Raw genomic sequence first — 17,085 nt, forward strand, 5'->3', positions numbered from 1 at the left:
TAATAATATATATTTAATATAATAAATCATTACATCTGCTTAATCCTGCTCACTATAATCAAGTATAATCTTATCTTCATAATTGAAGTTCTTTCTTGAAAACCTTTGATTAATCACACACTTCTTTAGATAATCTTTACTGTTTTTTATTTTTATACTTCCATACTTCAGCAACTTCAATATTTTCATTTTTTATTAGTTGGCATAGGTTTTGCCTTTGTAACTAAGTACTACACTCCACTTTTTCTTCCACATACTCTAGAATTATCGTTGATATAATATCAATGATTTCATCAACTTTTACTTCTTTATCCATAATATTCTCCTCTTTTTATCTATATTTACTAACCTGATTGCTCCCTTAGTTAATCTGAAAATACCGACATTATCGAAGTATTGAACTGCGATAATGTCATTATTAAATTAGAATTCTATCTCTTTTGGTTCAGCTTTCATTAAATCATTAATTACTGATTTATCCATAGCGGCTTGTCTTTCCATAAGATTCTTCGGACTTTTACGTATTTGAATTTTTCTCCCTGAACTAGTATTACTTGTAGAAAATGTTATGCATTCCATAAGAAGATTAGATTTTAGTTCATTTAACCTCCTACTTAGTACATTAGGTTCTTTTGCCCATAATCTTGATTGAGTATCAATTTTTTCCTCCTCTGCTATAGAATTTAGCACTTCTAACAGTTTTGATGCAGAACCCTCAAATGATTGAGTTTTCTCCATAAGTCTAACTATGGCTACCGCTATTGGATTCGAACTAACTGCTTCATCATTAGCCTTATACTGATTATCAAGATATGCATTTAAAAATCTTTCTCCACCAATTCCACAAGCTTCAGCTATTGCATATCCCCATCTAGTGAAATCAGCCATTCTTCCTAATTTACTTAATTTAACATTTGGGTAAATATCCATAGCCTTAGAAATTGTACTAAATATAGCACCTAACATTTTAGGTTTATCTCTATTAAACTCTTCCCACACTTCGCTTTCCTCCTTTCTTTCATCTTCTGATATTCTCTCTAACCCCAAGAGTAAACTTCTATCAAGTAAATCAGGTCTTGTTGCTACAACATTTATTCCATTAAGAATTACTGGAACTTTATACTCATATATAGTCTCTTCATCATCTGTGTATAGCTTCCTTCTACTAAAGCCTCCACCAGTAGCCGCTGTACATAATATGTCACTTTTTTCAGCTGAAATACTATCTATGTTATCAAAACATGGTAGGTAATTATTATGGAGAACCAATGATAAATCAGTCCCACTCTTAGGCATTGAAATAACATCTCTTGCTGACGGATCTACTATACTTCTATCCATTCTCATTGTAGTTGTCTTTGATGCTCCCTTTTCTCCATGGTAAACCACTATTGGATTTCCTATAGGTAAAAACTTAGTAATGATACTTACAATATGTAGAACTTTATCTTCATCAGTTTTAAACCTACAATGCTTATTAAGTATAGAAATATCATCATACTTCTCAGGTAAAACTTGTTCTTTCATTGTCTTTCGTCTTGTAAATAATATCTGTCCACTATTGTCACTTTCCCAACCATTCTTGGTAATCTTAATAAAAGTCCATTGCTTATCTCCTAAATCATAGTAAATTGCGTTATCTTTTTTAGTACACCTCTTTGCAACGTTAATCTCTTCTCCTTCATATTGAGCTAATGCTTCTAAGACTCCAACAGCTTGATTGATTGAATCTTTTGATGGTGCTTTCTTAGTTTCCTTAAAGAACCTTTTCACTAAAAAAGACTTATAGTCTTGTGAACTAATTTTATGTACTACTGGATTACCGTCACTTTCGATAGCAACATATTTCTCAACTAACTCATCATGAAAGAATATATCTCCTGCTTCCATTGCTAACTCAATCATCATATCAGCTTGACTTTTCTTATCCTCTTTACAATTTGTACCCTTGTCTTTTTTACCTTCATAACGTTCCCTTAGAGTTTTCCAATTCTCATGTGAACAACTATCATGATGACATTTAGCACTAATAGCTCCATTATGAAATTGTGTTATGGAAGCCGATTTATCTGTATGGCTTGAGTTCCAAGGACATTTTTCAAGTACATAGCAAGTTCTATCTGACTCTTCTTTTTTATGCGATACTTCTATGTTGTATCTTTCAAGCCATTCTTCAATGTTTATACTACCATTTGTAGTATTTTTATTAGTTGAACTTTTACTTGCTTTTATCTCATCTTTAACTGTCTCACTTTCATTTTCCATCGAGATTACCTTGCTTATTAAAGCTTCTTCAACAACATCAAGTTCATCAGGACTTTCTATTATCCTTGACCTTCTATGTGGTCTATTCTCTATGCTCTCTCCCTTGCAAGCTATTGTTCCATATAACTTAGTTATTCTTGAAGCGTTGTAAGTTGTTTTATCTATCTTAGCCTTTTCATTGCTAAACTTCTTATCTAAAGTAACCAAGAACTCCTTGATTAGTCCTGTTACTTCCTTAGTGTTAGGTACATCTAGTTTGTATAAGGCATGACCACCATTGCCACTACAAGCAATTACTGGTTTTGGAAATCCATTATCACTTAAATATCCAACTACCTGTTTTAGTACTTCATTGGCTGATTCAAGTTCCTCATTAGTTGAAGATATACCTGCTGGTCTTTCTGGATCTACATCTATAAGAAGTAACTTTCTTCTTTCTATCTCTTGGTCAGTAGTAGTATTTTTAGCATACTTTAGTAACCTGTCTTTCCCTCTAGCTAATAAGTCCTCTGAAAAATCATTTAGTGTGAAGAAGATGTTATTAACTCCGTCATATCTTTCAATATCACTGATAAGTTTCTCCTTATCTTGATAATACCCACTTCTTGTTCCATCATTAGTCTTAATCATCCTAATTTCTATAGGTCTGTCCATCTTTTCAAGTACTGTTAACCCTTTCATAACCTCATTTTTAAATTCATTATTTCTCTTTATCATCTTTTATTCCTCCTCGGCGTTTATCTTCGTTGCTTACAAGAATTATTATATGATATGGGTATTTTTTTCTCACCTCAATGGAATTATTTTGAAAATAAAAGACAGAGAACCATTTCCTCTGTCTTAAATGTTATATATGAAGTCTGAATTTAATATTTTAAAGGGTTTTCCTTCATTTTTACCTGTTATACGTAATGAATCTTCTTTTTCATTTTCTATTTTTATATTATTTTTAATGTCATTTTTATCATTAGTAACTTTTAAGACATATGATTCTACCTTTCCCTCTATTGTCTTGCTTATATCTGCTACATTCCTAAAACGTCTATTTCTATTATTATCATCATACATATACTGTGGTATTGATTTAACATATTCACCTTCATACTTACTTTGTAGTAATTCACTATATATGACTTCATCTACAATAAAATATTTTATATTACTTCTCTTTTTTTGTAGCTTTTCAATATCTTTATCATATGTACTTATAAATACAATGTTCTCTCTACTTTCAACTTCCTTTATTTTTTTCAATAATTCATATTTATCATTTACAATTGACTTTCTCTGAATCTCTTGTTTAATTATATTTTGCTTATCTCTAGCTTTATATACAGTAACTCCCTTTTCTTTATCAACTATTTCTAATTCCGATACAATCACATCTAAATATACATTTTCATCAGCTCTAGCAATTACAAGATTAACATCAAGTATATCATCTGTATAATCTCTTATACCTAATGGTTCTACCTCTAATCTTTTAATCCTACCAATTTTAATAAAATCTAGTAACACTACACTATAGCCTAGTTCATCTAACCTTTCTATATCATCATAAACTTGGTCTATTGTATAGATATAGTCTAAATTTATCGCATCTTCAATTAAAGCTGTTGCCATTCTCCTATTAACTTCAATGCCATATATCCTTTTTATATAATTAATAACTCTATTTACATTCCATTCTGAATTATTGTATCCATAAAATATAGGATTACTACTTAAGACTTCAAATACTTCATATTGTATATCCATTGGAATCTTGTCATGTCTTCTTGAAATCCTAAGTTCTACCTTACTTACACCTGAATCAGATATCCATCTATCAATAGTTCTAATAGATACATCATATTTCCCAGATAAATAGTACTTATTAGCTCCATTCAAACATTCATTTACACACTTATTCCTATCATCTTTATTATCGTTTATCTTTGTCATGATTTAATTTCTCCTCTTTATAATTATTGTTATAAAAATTCTTACCTCTATTATATAATGAAAATATAGTCATTATTGCAATATGAATTTAACAATAACAACGATATTTTACAATAAACTTTAACAATAAAAACATTATTCTAATAAAAATTACTTTAAAAATAATTTTTATTTTACTTAATTTTATCAAAAAAAATAAAGCTTTATCTATCTCTAATGATAAATAAAGCTTTATTAACACTTAGTTATAACTTAAAAACTGTGTTCCACCTGTTGCATAAACTGAATAATAGTATATCAATTCATTATTATCTTTTAAATAAACAGCAACCTTATAATACTTTCTTCCTACTTCGTTATATTCTGGTGTAGGAATGATTTCTAATCTTGTATTGTCAGTGTTTATATTAGTGTCTTTTTCAGCATATTCTTTAGCCATTTCTGGTGTAAATTTTTCATCAGTAGCTTTTAATTCTTTTTCTTCATCTTGTTTCTGCTTTTCTGCTTTTATTGAATTATATTCTCCTATACCTTCTCCCAAACTAAGTTCCAATTGATTTAATTTATTTAAAATATCTTGTGGTAATTTAAGATAAAAGTCTTTATTGCCAACTTCTTTAATCTCGCTTTGAATTTCATTGTACTTCTCATATTCTTTATTCTTAAGTACCTTTTCATATTCAGGAATTTTTTCCCTTAGCTCTTTTATGTAAGTTTCTCTTTCTTTAACCTCGGCTTTTAAATTTTCAACATCTTCTTTTAATGTATCATACTTCTTATACTGGCTATTCATGTCATCTAAGTATTCATTAGCCTTATCAATATTACCTGCATAAAATTCTGTTTGTGCACCTTTGTAGCATTTTATAATATTCCATAGCTTGTCTACTTTCTTATTATTGCCATCTACTACACTTCCTAAAGCTTCCTCTGCATAATCATAATCTCTTGCTTCTATGGCTTTCACACTATTTTCTATCATTCTCTTTTCTTCATTATTCCCCATCCCTATGTATCCTATAATAAATAGTACTACTATAGTCGCAATAATCATTATTTTCTTTTTCATAGTTTTATTCCCCCCTTATTTACCTCTAACCTTGTCGTAAATAAACATTACAATTCCACCGACAACTGCTATAATTAATACAATTTTTATTAAAAACCACAATGCTGAAAATAATCCCCCAACTATTCCCCCTAAAAACTGTACTAAAATTCCTGATATTATAACACAGACAAACCATTCTCCTACCATTGCACCACAACCTACATACCATATATCAAAAATTGTATTGATGCCTAAAAAGATTATTGTACCCAATATGATTGCACAAATTACCGTTAATACTTCCATTTTTACTTATCCCCTTTTACTTCTATTTTATTTTTACTTATAATTACTTGTACCCATCTTTCTGAGTAATCAAGGTTTCTTGCTAGCTTTCTTATATTATTTCCATCATAATTTTCACTTAAGTATCTTAAGACATATTCTTTAGAGTATAATTTCATTGGAAAATTAAATTGTTGTCCTCGAAATAAATTGTATAAATCCCTAGTAATATCTTCTCCCAGATGCTCAAAAATTGTTGAATACACTCCATTAAAATCTTCTTTTTTTAATTGCATACATTAGCTTCACCTCCTTAAAAATAATAACCGCTCCAACATGAATATTCATGCGAATAACTCAATGAAAAATTCGCTAAATAATTCTTAAATGATACATTTCCAACCACATCAGAAGCTCCTTTCTTAAATACCCTAATAAAAAGAGTTAATGCTTCTCTTTTAGAAACATTAACTCTGTTATCAGATTTATAATATATATTTGAACCATTGAGTAAAAACAGTTGATTTAGCCCTTATTGAAGGCTTTGTATGTTGAATGCACATTTCTTCGCACCTTTCCAAAATGCTGTTTTCTGATGGTTTATTGTGGTTTTTTTATGTATTTCTGTTGATTGAACTATTTAATTTCATCTGTTTATTCTACTTGCTGACTTAATTCAATTTCATTTCTTAAATCAATTTTGCATATCATTACTTATTAATTGATTACATATTTTTAGTTTTAATTATTGTATCTTTATTATTATTTTTAATTGAAATAGATCCACTATCTATTTCAATTTTTATTTTTCCAGGTTCTTATGCCCCCCTACCCCCCGTTGGATTTTCCAAGTCCCAATTCCTAATTTCAAGTTCCTTATTTTAATGTTTTGATTTTAGGGTTCTTTTTATTTTTTAGAACATTACTCTCGTTACTTTTAGAAATGTTGAAACAATCACTGTTTTACTTTCCTGTTTTAAGAAATACTAAGGACAAAAAAATACTACTATTATTTTATTATAATATCGCTGTATTAAGATTATTAATTCTTAATTACAACGATATTACAATTATTAGTTATTATTGAACACGCATTACTCTTTTTTTCCTATTGCTTCTATTGAAGCAGCTATCACAGTTAATATTGTTCCAACAACTCTTACTACAGTTACTATATCCATGTATCGTCCTCCTATCTTTTATAAGCATATATGTAAGAATAATTATCTATTACAGGTATTAGCTTAATAACATATTTACCTTCTTTAAGCTCTATGTAAATTAAAGTTTCATTATCATACCCTATTCCATTACATAGATCTACAACTTTATTCAAGTCTTTTATTAACGTGAACTGAATATAATTGAGTTCTTCTTGTAGCTTTCCTATGTCTATTTCATTTCTTTTATTTAGCTCAATTATTAACTCCCTTGGGTTCCACTGATTAGCTAATCTACCATCATAGAAATCAAAACGCATTACTCCCAAAAGTTCCTTACTGTCATAGCTAAAAGGCTTTTCTTTTACTAATGTTCTCATGTTAAAACCTCCTTAGTATTCTTCTGCTAGTAGCATTGTAGAGTGAGTTTTATCATCTATTACAAAAATATTTGCATCTATAATTTCATCTGCAAATATTCTAAAAACTTTATTATATTTAGGTATCTCTTGACTATGTTCTATCTTTTGAAAGAATAAATCATCTACCCTATCATTGGTTAAATTAAATACTTGTAGATAATCTAGCTTTTCTCCTTTACTCTTTAATTCATCTATACACCTCCACATAAATAGCTGTAGCTCCAATGGTACTTTTTCTTGTACACCTCTTGTCATATATCTATTATCTTGATTGAACATTTACCTTTACCTCTTCCTTATTATTAGTTTTTATAATCATTTGTCCTTTTCTTATAACTCCAACACATATAACATATTTCATTCTTTTACCTCCCTTGGAACATAGAAAAAGCCTTAATTACTACCATCAATAGCAATTAAGACTTTATAACTTATTTATTTCTTGTTTTAATGATTCAATGAATTCACCTGAAAACACTTTTTCTTTAATTGAATTCTTTAGTAGTTCAATTAACTCTACCTCTGTTACATCAAGACTCCTTGGAATATACCTATTATCAGCTCTAACAGTATCTTTATAAAGACTAAATCTTATTTCTTCCCTTCTCATTGTCTTAACATAAATTTTTTCAATACAATAAGTGTATTCTTTATCTCTAAGTTTTCCTTGTTTAATTATGTTACAGTATTGAGTACTTTTAATTACCTTTTGAGCCATAATTATCACCTTTCGATTAAATACTTAGAAAGTTCTTCCGTACATATTACTACTATTGCATAATCATTTGAAAGTAAAAATAGTGAAGAAGTCCAATTAACTCCTTCACTACATTCAATTAAATCAGTATACTCTTCTACTAATCCTTGTAATTTATCTTGTTTCAGTATTTCGATATCTACGATATTTTCTACTATAATTACATAGCCCCCTAAGTCATTATCTACATGTCTATTTGTTCCATAATTTACATCTAGTATTTGTATAGTTTCATATATACTATTAATAATTTCTATAGGATAATCTCTTAATTTTTCTAATTGCTCCTTACCAAATATTTTTTCCATTTCATATACCTCCTAAAATATTAATAGCTCCTACTTGTGAAAACAAGTAGGAGCTATTATTACTTTTATAATATATATTTGTAAAGTTATTATAATATTTTATTAACATTTATTGTTTGTTCTTGATATATATCAGGTAAATTCCAAAATAATTTTTCTTCCTTAATTCCCTTTAACTTATTATAACTCTATTCGTAACCCTGATTCTTCGTATGAATCCCGAATAACAGTTTTCATGTTGTAATTCATTTGACAATATATATCCACCTAATAGAAAAATGTTTTATATTTCTTATGCATATGTAATAACACTTTGTTTTTATATACAATATAAACTGATGATGTTAATGTTATTTCTAGTATCATTTTCTTTTTCCCGACTTCTACTAATGTATTTATTACAATAATTTATTTAATTAAATTTATCAAATTTTTATTGACATTTTTTAATAAAAGGATTATATTATAATTACAATCTGCAAAATTGCAGTTTTAAATTTTATTTAAAATGCCTTTAGTTTCAATATTATTTCTGATTTTTTCAGTTTATTTAAGGAGGAGAATTATGAATTCTGAGGTAATAAAAAAAATATTAGAGGAGATAGGATTTCCTAATTATGCAAATACAGATATTACTCATACATCTCTCTTAGCATTACTAAGTAAAGATACTTCTGTACCTTCTCTTATGAAAGGTAAAAGCTGTCTCTATGATGGTGCTAGAATAACCGATATAATATCTTTTGCTAATGCTAAACTTGGAAAAAACTATGCTGAAAACACTAGAGAATCTATTAGAAAGACTGCGCTAAAGAATTTACTTGATTTTGGACTTATAGAGAAAAATAAAGATTTACCTGAAAGACCTATTAATTCTGGAAATACTAATTACACTATTAATCCAAATTTTGAAACTTTAATTTATAGCTTTGGAAGTGATATCTTTAATACACTAAAAAGTTCCTTTATAAACCAAACTGTTATTGATAGACAAAAACAAATAGAACGTTTATCTCTAATATCTATTAAGATTATACCACCATTTAATGATGAAACTTTTACTAAAAAAGATCTCGAATACTCACCTGGGGAGCATAATATAATATCTAAGTTTATTGTCGAAGATATTATATTAACTAAAACAGCCAATCCAACTATAGTTCATATTGGAGATACAGAACAAAAAGACAAATATTTCAATGAGCAATTAGTTAAACAACTAAATATACCTTTTAGTAAAGATAGTAAATATCCTGATTTAATATTCTTTGATAATGATAAAAAAAGAATTATTATCTTTGAAGCTGTTGCTTCTTCTGGTCCAGTAGATACTTTACGTTATAAAGAACTACAAGAATTATTTATGTATTGCCCATATGAATTAGATATGAATACGGTTTTTTTAACAGATAAAAAATTTAAGGAATTTTCAAATAGAATAGCTCCTGAAACTACAGTATACATCATAGAAACTTTAACAAAAATTGAGTATTCACCATATAAGTAGCTTGTTTTTTATAATTATATAAAAATATGAACCTAAGTTGTAAAAAACTTAGGTTCATTAGATTAGTTAAACAAAATATCTTCGATTGCTGCATCAATTAATTTTTGATTGTTAAATACATAATCATATATCTCACCTAATTGCATTAATTGTACTCTAGCAGGGTACTGTAAGCTTCTTAAATCTGTAGCATTTACTTGAGTATTTCCACTAAATGTTCTAAAATATCTATCTAGTATCGTTGAGTTTAAATATAATGATAATCCTCTAGCAATTTTAATTGGCAACCCTCTTTTATTAATATGAAAATAATTCAATTTATTATCAAACGCAAAGAACTCATAATCATAATTATTTCCTTCACATACTGCCGAAACAATTCTTCTTTTCTCTTCTTTTGAAGTCATTCTTTTAAGTAACACATAATTACCATTATGTCTCATCCTATTTATATTACTTTCATCTAAAGAAATATAATTATATTTCTTTGATTGAAGTTTAGGCCACTCTATCCCATAAATAGAAATATGTTCGCTAAAAAAGAATGGTATTCCATTAAGAATTCTTTCCTTACTTTGAGTTTCTCTGGGTTCTCTAAAATCTACCACTGGTCCTGTTGATACTTCTAATCCTAAATCCTCTAATCTACAATCTAACGAATTAATTTTTTTTGCTATTTCTTCTTCTTCAGATCCCCTTACAATTCTGATAAGTAAATTATTATCATTTGGATAAACAACATTTTCAAATACTTTTTCTTCTACACTTAATCCATCTGTTAAGTTAGCATAACTATGAATAATTTGTATTCTATTTTTATCTTTTGTTTGTTTCTTTATACAGTGGAAAATAATATTTTCTTGTAATACATTATCTTCTTTAAATAAATCTTTTCTTGATTCAAATAGGTGAATTTTATCAAACGTCATCTTTGCTAATAAATCTCTTCTAAAATCTATAAAGTATGCTCCATTACAAAAACTTCTTGGAGTTATAGCAACCAATTCCCCGTTATTTTCCAACATTCTTATTGCAAGTGAAACAAATGCAGCATAATAATTAGTTACATTTATCCCCAAACTCTCTAATATAATATCATCCTCAGAATTATCATCTAACTTCATATATGGAGGATTCATTATCACATAATCAAATTTATCCTTAACTGAAGTGCTCTGAATAAAATTTTCATTAATTATATGATATTCAATAGTTAATCCATGCTCCATACATATGTTTAATATTTTTTTCATATTATCATTTAATGTTTTAATTACATGATTATCTATCTCATACAAAGTTATAATAACTTTTTGAACTTTTCTGTTCTCTATTTCTAACAATCTCTCCAAAAAAGCAGCTGTTAATATACCAACTCCACATCCTGGGTCTAATAATTTTATAACTTTTTTATTAATCTTTTTGAACATATTAGCCATGTATTTAGCTATATTTTGTCCAGTATAATATTGTGCATATTTCTCTTTGCTCTTTTTATGAACATAAATGTTTTGATTGTTAAAAATATCAATAAAGTTTTCTTTATTATTTATATGATTTTTTTCTATTTTATCTATCATCTTATACACTCTTTCTTTTTTTATTGAATATATATATAGTAGCTTAATCTTAAATAAAAGTATATCTAAAACTTTTGCTCTAAATACTAAAATATATACTTTTTGTTATAAAAAACTATAAATTATACATATTAATAACTAGGAGGTTATTATTTTGAATAGGATATTAAATCTTTCACCCGAAGAAATCTTAAGGCTAGAAAAATTGCTTAATTATTCATATGAATCAATATCATATTGGTTTAATTCATGCGATTCTGATGAAGAACTCATAAATGAAAATAATTTTTTTATAAGAGAATGTTTATATTTTCTAAATAAAATAAAAGAATAGAGAATTCTATTCTTTTATTTTAATCTATCTTCTATATCATGTATTAATTTATACAGAGGTGAATTTTTATCGGAGTTAGATAATATCCTAACTTCCTTTATTAATCGTTCTCTAGAAACTCCTATTTTCCTACCAATCCTAGCAGCTGCAATATTTATAACTTGCTTTCCTGGGCAGACTTTTATCCAATCTTCGTTAAAACTCTCATCATTGAACTTATTATTGCATTCTTCAAAAATTTTTTTACACTGCTCTATATAATCTAATATTTTTCTTTTATTTATTATACCATCTACAAATTTACTATACGCTTCATTTCCTAAAGGTATGTCTCTATGATTAACTTGTATTATTGATGTTATCATATTATTTAGCCCATACGATATATACTGTTTTTTAAAATTGTCCATTTGAGTTTTAGCAGCATTGTATAATTCATCACTAATATAACTCTCTGTTATTTCATCCACAATAGTTTCATCTGCAAATTTCTTAGCTGCTCTTACCCATATCGGTATGTCTATTAAATAATTTTCAATCTCATGTCTATCTAGCAATATAAAGTCTTGGTTTCTAGCTTCTATAATATCGTTTACCTTCTTTATATTTGATTCATCAGAATCCATTAAAAATATAAATTTTAAATCATTAACATAATGTTCTACTTCTTTAATACATCTATATGTAGCTACCAATTTATCACAATTTTCAATTTTCTCTATTCTTATATTATTTTTTTGGGTCAAAACACTGAATAATTCAACTTCTGTCTTTCCTTCAACAAATAATACCCTATTATATAACGCACTTATACCCACTTCTCTCAATTTTTTCTCACATTCATCATAATCAATAAATTTCAAAGTATCATCTAATACATAATTACTTCCATCTTCAAATGTTGAGTATATTAAAGATTTTGAATGGGTAAATAAAAAAACTTGTCCTATTTTACTGCTATTCAACTTCTTATTATATTTTTTCACTTTATCAATAATGTTTTCCTCGAAATTCAGCTCTTCTAATGTTTCTATAAAAGTTCTTTCTTTGTTAGTAAGTAACTTTAATATATTTAATAATTTACATATTACTTCTTCATGTAAATTATTTTCTGGTTCATCAATTATCATTACACTAACTCGTTGAACTAAATTTAAATACATAAAAGAATATAAAATAGTTTTTTCTCCTGAGCTTAACTGTCTCATATCATACTTTTTACTACCAGTATTCTTATTTGAGACTAAATGAACAACCTCATTTTCTTTGAATTTATTTGCAGAAAAATTTGAGAATTGCAAGTTTTCAAATATATTCTTTACAAACCCTTGAGACAGTTTAAAGTATAAATCTATTCTCCCTTTTGTTGGTATTAATCTTTCATACGCCCAATCCTTAAATAAGTTTTGATATAATAGGTTAAATGTATTATTAGGAAAAAATATCATATTTAAAGTTAACCAGATTTCTCTATCAACAGGTAAAGTATAACTTGTTTCTATATTTAAATCCGAAAATTTTATATTCTTTTCATTATAATATTTATTAGATCCAACAAACATTATTATATTATTAGGTTGATGTAAATTCCAATATTGTAACAATATTTCTTCACCTTGGTTAAATAATATTTCCCAACTTATTTCCAATTCACTTTCATAAGCAAAGAATACAATATCAATATTATCATCTCCATCTTTTAGCTTTAATTCAATGGTAAGATTATTTTTGCACATATACGCTTTCACTGTCTCTGCAAAATTTTTTTCTACTAACTTAGTAAATGAATTATTACTATATTGTTCTTTTAATAATTTTAGAAATATGGATTGTTGTATTAATAATAACGCATCTGCTATAGTAGTTTTACCGGATCCATTTTTACCACTTATTGTATTAATATTTTTTGAATTACTAAAATCAAATACCGTTTTTGAATTAAATCTTTTAAACCCTTCTATTATCAGCCCTTCTATGTCCATCTTACCCTCCCAAGATAATTCATTTATATTACATATTATATCATATATTATTTAGTATAAATAACCTTCAGCAACATATTTCTGTATTGTCGATGGTTTCATAATGGAGACGACACATGGTTAATCTCTCTCTATGATTAATTATCCAAATTTAGTAAAAATCGCATTTACTTATGGTACGGTTCACCCTTTATTATCCTATATCCCCTATATATCTGTTCTAGAAGCATTACTCTGAACAATTGATGAGGAAAGGTCATTTTAGAAAAACATATTTTATAATTAGCTCTTTTTATAACTTGATCTGATAGGCCTAAGCTTCCTCCTATGATAAAAACTAAATTAGAGTTTCCTTCTAATCCACAGTTATCTATGAAATTTGCAAATTCTTCTGATGAAATTTGTTTTCCTTTTAAATCCATAGCTACAACATAAGCATTATCTTTAATTTTTGATAATATACTTCGACCTTCTTTATCCTTTATTTGAAGTTCTTCCTTTTCTGATGCATTATCTGGTGTTTTCTCATCTTGAAGTTCTATTATTTCAAGCTTACAGTATCTTGATAATCTCTTAGAATACTCATCTATGGCGTCTCTTAAATATTTTTCTTTTATTTTTCCTACAGTTATTAATGTTATATTCACTAAACATCCTCCTAATTTTTTTAATTTAACTAATAAGTTCATAATACTATTAAGCAGTAAAACCGCTAAAACCCGCATGAACAGAACAAATAGTTAACTAGTTATATAGTTTCATAGTTAACTATTTTTCTAGTTTTATATTAATCTATTTGTATAGTTTTACAATAAACTATACTAGCACCACATCAATAATACCTATATTTTACTATGAATAATTTAGAATGTCATAGGTAAAATTATAATAGATACTAATTAAATATTATATAGGTGGTGTCTAAATATGAAAAATTTTTTAAAGATTAATTTATTTGCTTTTTTAACTATAATTCTATCCTTTAATTATATTGTATGTTATGCTACTCCTATTCCAGATGTAAAGTTAATGGTTGATTCTTCAACTGCTTTTGAATTACCAAAATATTTTAGAAAGAGCACAGATAAAATTACTCCTTCAGAAAATATAAATTTGTCTGGTCTAGATAAGCTTAATATTTCTGGTAGTGGTCAATTTTCTAAAACTGGAGTTCCTTTAATGAAAGAGTCTATAGGTAATGTGCCTATAACGATTATTGACTTAAGAGAAGAATCCCATGGATTTATTGATGGGATTCCTGTAAGTTGGCAAAATGCTAACAACGATGCAAATAGAGGCTTAACAGTAAATGAAATCATTGCTGATGAAAACTCTAGATTAAAATCTATTCCACTTAATAAAGCTATTGCTTTAGAAGGCTTTAAAGATGTAATTATACCTTCAAAAGTTCAAAATGAAGCTGAGCAGTCTAAAGCTTATTCATTATCTTATATTCGTATTCCTGTAACATATAAAAATTTACCTACAGAGGCTATGGTAAATTATTTTATGGAAGTTGTAAAAAATCAACCTGAGGGCAGTTGGCTTCATTTCCATGGAAATGAAGGACTTGAAAGAACTACGACTTTTATGATAATGTACGATATTATGAAAAATTGTAAAGAAGTTAATCTAAATGATATTATTACTCGCCAAGTCTTATTATCCAAAATGGATAAAAATACTAGTGATAAATTTTATTCAGGAGAAGTTTATGATTTTTTAAATAATTTTTACAATAATTGTAAGTCTAGTGAATCTAACTCTAATAAACAGATTTCATAGAAACTTTAACTGTTATCTCATTACTTTTATTAAATTTATCAAAGCAATCTATTTTACTATGAAAATAACTCACCATATTAATTATGATGAGTTATTTTTAAATTATATATAATATAACTTATATATTACTTTAGTGCTTTAATAGCTACAGTATTTAATAAGCTCCATGGTTTATTAAAGTGTGGTTGGAAGAAGAAATCTGTCATTGCCAGTTCTTCTATGGTCATGTTATTTTGAATTACTACAGATAGGGTATTCATGTGTTGAGTTAAATCTTCATCAGAAATAATCTGTCCTCCAAGAATTCTTCTTGTTGCCTTGTCATAAACAAGCTTTATGGTTGCTTCCTTATAGGTTGGCATAAACTCTGGTCTATGATTTTCACTAACCATTACTGAGTCAATCTCCATAGATGTGGTTTTCTTAGCAACCTCTTCTGTTAACCCTGTCGATGCTATACATTTATCATATATCTTTATTCCTGAAGTGCCTTGGGTTCCCATATACTTAAGAGTTGGGTTTACTAGGTTTTTAGCAACTAAGGTTCCCATTCTTACAGCATTAGTTGCAAGAGGAATATATCTCTTATCCCTTGCTGGATTATATTCTACAACACAGCAATCTCCAGCTGCAAATACATCTTTAACACTAGTTCTCATATATTCATCTATTATTATTGCTCCATTTGGAAGAGTGTCTAATTTTCCTTTTACTAAACTTGTACTTGGTATAAATCCTATGCAAAGTACTACTAAATCCGCTTCATGACTTCCTTTATCAGTTACTACCTTAGATACTATACCATTTTCTCCTTCGAACCTTTGAACTTTTTCACCTAAAGCTAGTTTTACTCCACGATTTTTAAATTCATTCTCTGCTATTTGTGTAAATTCTTTATCAAGATACTTACTCATTATTCTATCTTCTGCATCAATTAGGGTTACATTTTTACCTTTCATTTCAAAGGCTTCAGCAAGTTCTACTCCTATATATCCAGCTCCTACAACTGTTACACTCTTAGCATCAACTGACTTCTCTATAATTGTTTTTGCATGACTATAATTTTTACATAGTAATATATTTTTTAGGTTTCTTCCTTCAAAATTAGGAACTATTGGCCACGATCCCAATGTTAAAATTAATTTATCATATTTTTCTTTTACTATATCGGCAGTCTTTAAATTTGTAGCTGTGATTATTTTTTCATCCATATCAATATCAGTTACATCATAATTCATTCTCATGTTTATACCAAGGTTATTTAAATTTTCTGGGGAATTATAAAATAATTTTTCTGGTTCATTTACTACATTAGACACACTTAAAGCAATTCCACAAGAAAGGAAAGATATATTATCATTTCTCTCATAAACTGTAATCTCACTATCTGGGTAAAGTTGTTTCGCATTTACTACCGCTGCTGTTCCTGCGTGTGTACATCCTATTACTGCAATTTTCATAATACATGACCTCCTATAATTTACATCTAAATAAAATTTATTCTTACATATTTTTATATTATATTGTATTGTAAAAGTTATTTAATCACATTCTTTTAACAATGTTTGTTATTTAACAATCATTATCTAATAATATTTTACCTCAAATATCAATTTATTCAACCATGCTATTAGTATATATAGAAAGATAAGCTTTCATTCTCTTAACCTCTCTTTAATTTTCATTATTTTTCATATAATTATAA

Annotated in this window: 16 protein-coding genes; 3 read left to right on the forward strand and 13 right to left on the reverse strand. The window is 27.4% G+C overall.

From position 1 onward, the window contains the following. Positions 1–423: 423 nt before the first annotated feature. From B3630_RS06425 to B3630_RS06465, 9 genes are all read right to left on the reverse strand, one after another. On the reverse strand, positions 424–2,982 hold the full coding sequence (locus B3630_RS06425; protein ID WP_346896562.1) for a hypothetical protein: 2,559 nt from the start codon (positions 2,980–2,982) through the stop codon (positions 424–426). A gap of 123 nt (positions 2,983–3,105) precedes the next feature. Further along, positions 3,106–4,209, reverse strand: a complete 1,104-nt coding sequence (locus B3630_RS06430; protein WP_346896564.1) for a hypothetical protein — start codon at positions 4,207–4,209, stop codon at positions 3,106–3,108. A gap of 241 nt (positions 4,210–4,450) precedes the next feature. Further along, positions 4,451–5,278 carry a hypothetical protein gene (locus B3630_RS06435; RefSeq protein ID WP_346896566.1) on the reverse strand — a complete coding sequence of 276 codons (828 nt, stop codon included), beginning with the start codon at positions 5,276–5,278 and terminating at the stop codon, positions 4,451–4,453. A gap of 15 nt (positions 5,279–5,293) precedes the next feature. Next, positions 5,294–5,566, reverse strand: coding sequence for a hypothetical protein (locus B3630_RS06440; protein ID WP_346896568.1), 273 nt, complete (start codon positions 5,564–5,566; stop codon positions 5,294–5,296). A gap of 2 nt (positions 5,567–5,568) precedes the next feature. Beyond that, the gene (locus tag B3630_RS06445) at positions 5,569–5,841 is read right to left on the reverse strand and encodes a Mor transcription activator family protein (RefSeq protein WP_346892579.1); all 273 of its coding nucleotides are present in this window, start codon (positions 5,839–5,841) and stop codon (positions 5,569–5,571) included. Between the two features lie 896 nt (positions 5,842–6,737). Continuing rightward, on the reverse strand, positions 6,738–7,085 hold the full coding sequence (locus B3630_RS06450) for a hypothetical protein (RefSeq protein WP_346896570.1): 348 nt from the start codon (positions 7,083–7,085) through the stop codon (positions 6,738–6,740). Positions 7,086–7,097: 12 nt separating this feature from the next. Further along, positions 7,098–7,406: a DUF960 domain-containing protein gene (locus tag B3630_RS06455; protein WP_346896572.1), complete on the reverse strand. Its 309-nt coding sequence runs from the start codon at positions 7,404–7,406 to the stop codon at positions 7,098–7,100. Positions 7,407–7,551: 145 nt separating this feature from the next. Further along, on the reverse strand, positions 7,552–7,845 hold the full coding sequence (locus B3630_RS06460; RefSeq protein ID WP_346896574.1) for a hypothetical protein: 294 nt from the start codon (positions 7,843–7,845) through the stop codon (positions 7,552–7,554). 5 nt (positions 7,846–7,850) lie between these two features. After that, a complete protein-coding gene (locus B3630_RS06465; RefSeq protein WP_346896576.1) occupies positions 7,851–8,192 on the reverse strand; it encodes a hypothetical protein in 342 nt (113 codons plus the stop codon). 565 nt (positions 8,193–8,757) lie between these two features. On the opposite strand from B3630_RS06465, the gene B3630_RS06470 reads away from it, so the two are divergent. Then, the gene (locus B3630_RS06470) at positions 8,758–9,699 is read left to right on the forward strand and encodes a BsuBI/PstI family type II restriction endonuclease (RefSeq protein WP_346896578.1); all 942 of its coding nucleotides are present in this window, start codon (positions 8,758–8,760) and stop codon (positions 9,697–9,699) included. 62 nt (positions 9,700–9,761) lie between these two features. Here B3630_RS06470 and B3630_RS06475 read toward each other — a convergent pair whose 3' ends face one another. Continuing rightward, positions 9,762–11,279 carry an Eco57I restriction-modification methylase domain-containing protein gene (locus B3630_RS06475; RefSeq protein WP_346896580.1) on the reverse strand — a complete coding sequence of 506 codons (1,518 nt, stop codon included), beginning with the start codon at positions 11,277–11,279 and terminating at the stop codon, positions 9,762–9,764. Between the two features lie 154 nt (positions 11,280–11,433). On the opposite strand from B3630_RS06475, the gene B3630_RS06480 reads away from it, so the two are divergent. Continuing rightward, positions 11,434–11,613: a hypothetical protein gene (locus tag B3630_RS06480; protein ID WP_346896582.1), complete on the forward strand. Its 180-nt coding sequence runs from the start codon at positions 11,434–11,436 to the stop codon at positions 11,611–11,613. Between the two features lie 14 nt (positions 11,614–11,627). Here the strand turns inward: B3630_RS06480 and B3630_RS06485 are convergent, their stop codons facing one another. Together B3630_RS06485 and rlmH are read right to left on the reverse strand one after the other, a co-directional pair. Next, positions 11,628–13,595, reverse strand: coding sequence for an AAA family ATPase (locus tag B3630_RS06485; RefSeq protein ID WP_346896584.1), 1,968 nt, complete (start codon positions 13,593–13,595; stop codon positions 11,628–11,630). A gap of 167 nt (positions 13,596–13,762) precedes the next feature. Continuing rightward, complete coding sequence (gene rlmH, locus B3630_RS06490; protein WP_346896586.1) at positions 13,763–14,242, reverse strand: 23S rRNA (pseudouridine(1915)-N(3))-methyltransferase RlmH; 480 nt, start codon at positions 14,240–14,242, stop codon at positions 13,763–13,765. A gap of 280 nt (positions 14,243–14,522) precedes the next feature. On the opposite strand from rlmH, the gene B3630_RS06495 reads away from it, so the two are divergent. After that, positions 14,523–15,380: a fused DSP-PTPase phosphatase/NAD kinase-like protein gene (locus tag B3630_RS06495; protein ID WP_346896588.1), complete on the forward strand. Its 858-nt coding sequence runs from the start codon at positions 14,523–14,525 to the stop codon at positions 15,378–15,380. Between the two features lie 125 nt (positions 15,381–15,505). Here B3630_RS06495 and B3630_RS06500 read toward each other — a convergent pair whose 3' ends face one another. Further along, positions 15,506–16,840 carry an FAD-dependent oxidoreductase gene (locus B3630_RS06500; protein WP_346896590.1) on the reverse strand — a complete coding sequence of 445 codons (1,335 nt, stop codon included), beginning with the start codon at positions 16,838–16,840 and terminating at the stop codon, positions 15,506–15,508. Between the last annotated feature and the right edge of the window lie 245 nt (positions 16,841–17,085).

This window comes from Clostridium sp. UBA7503, from assembly GCF_002477055.1.
Classification (GTDB): Bacteria; Bacillota; Clostridia; order Clostridiales; family Clostridiaceae; genus Clostridium_J; species Clostridium_J sulfidigenes.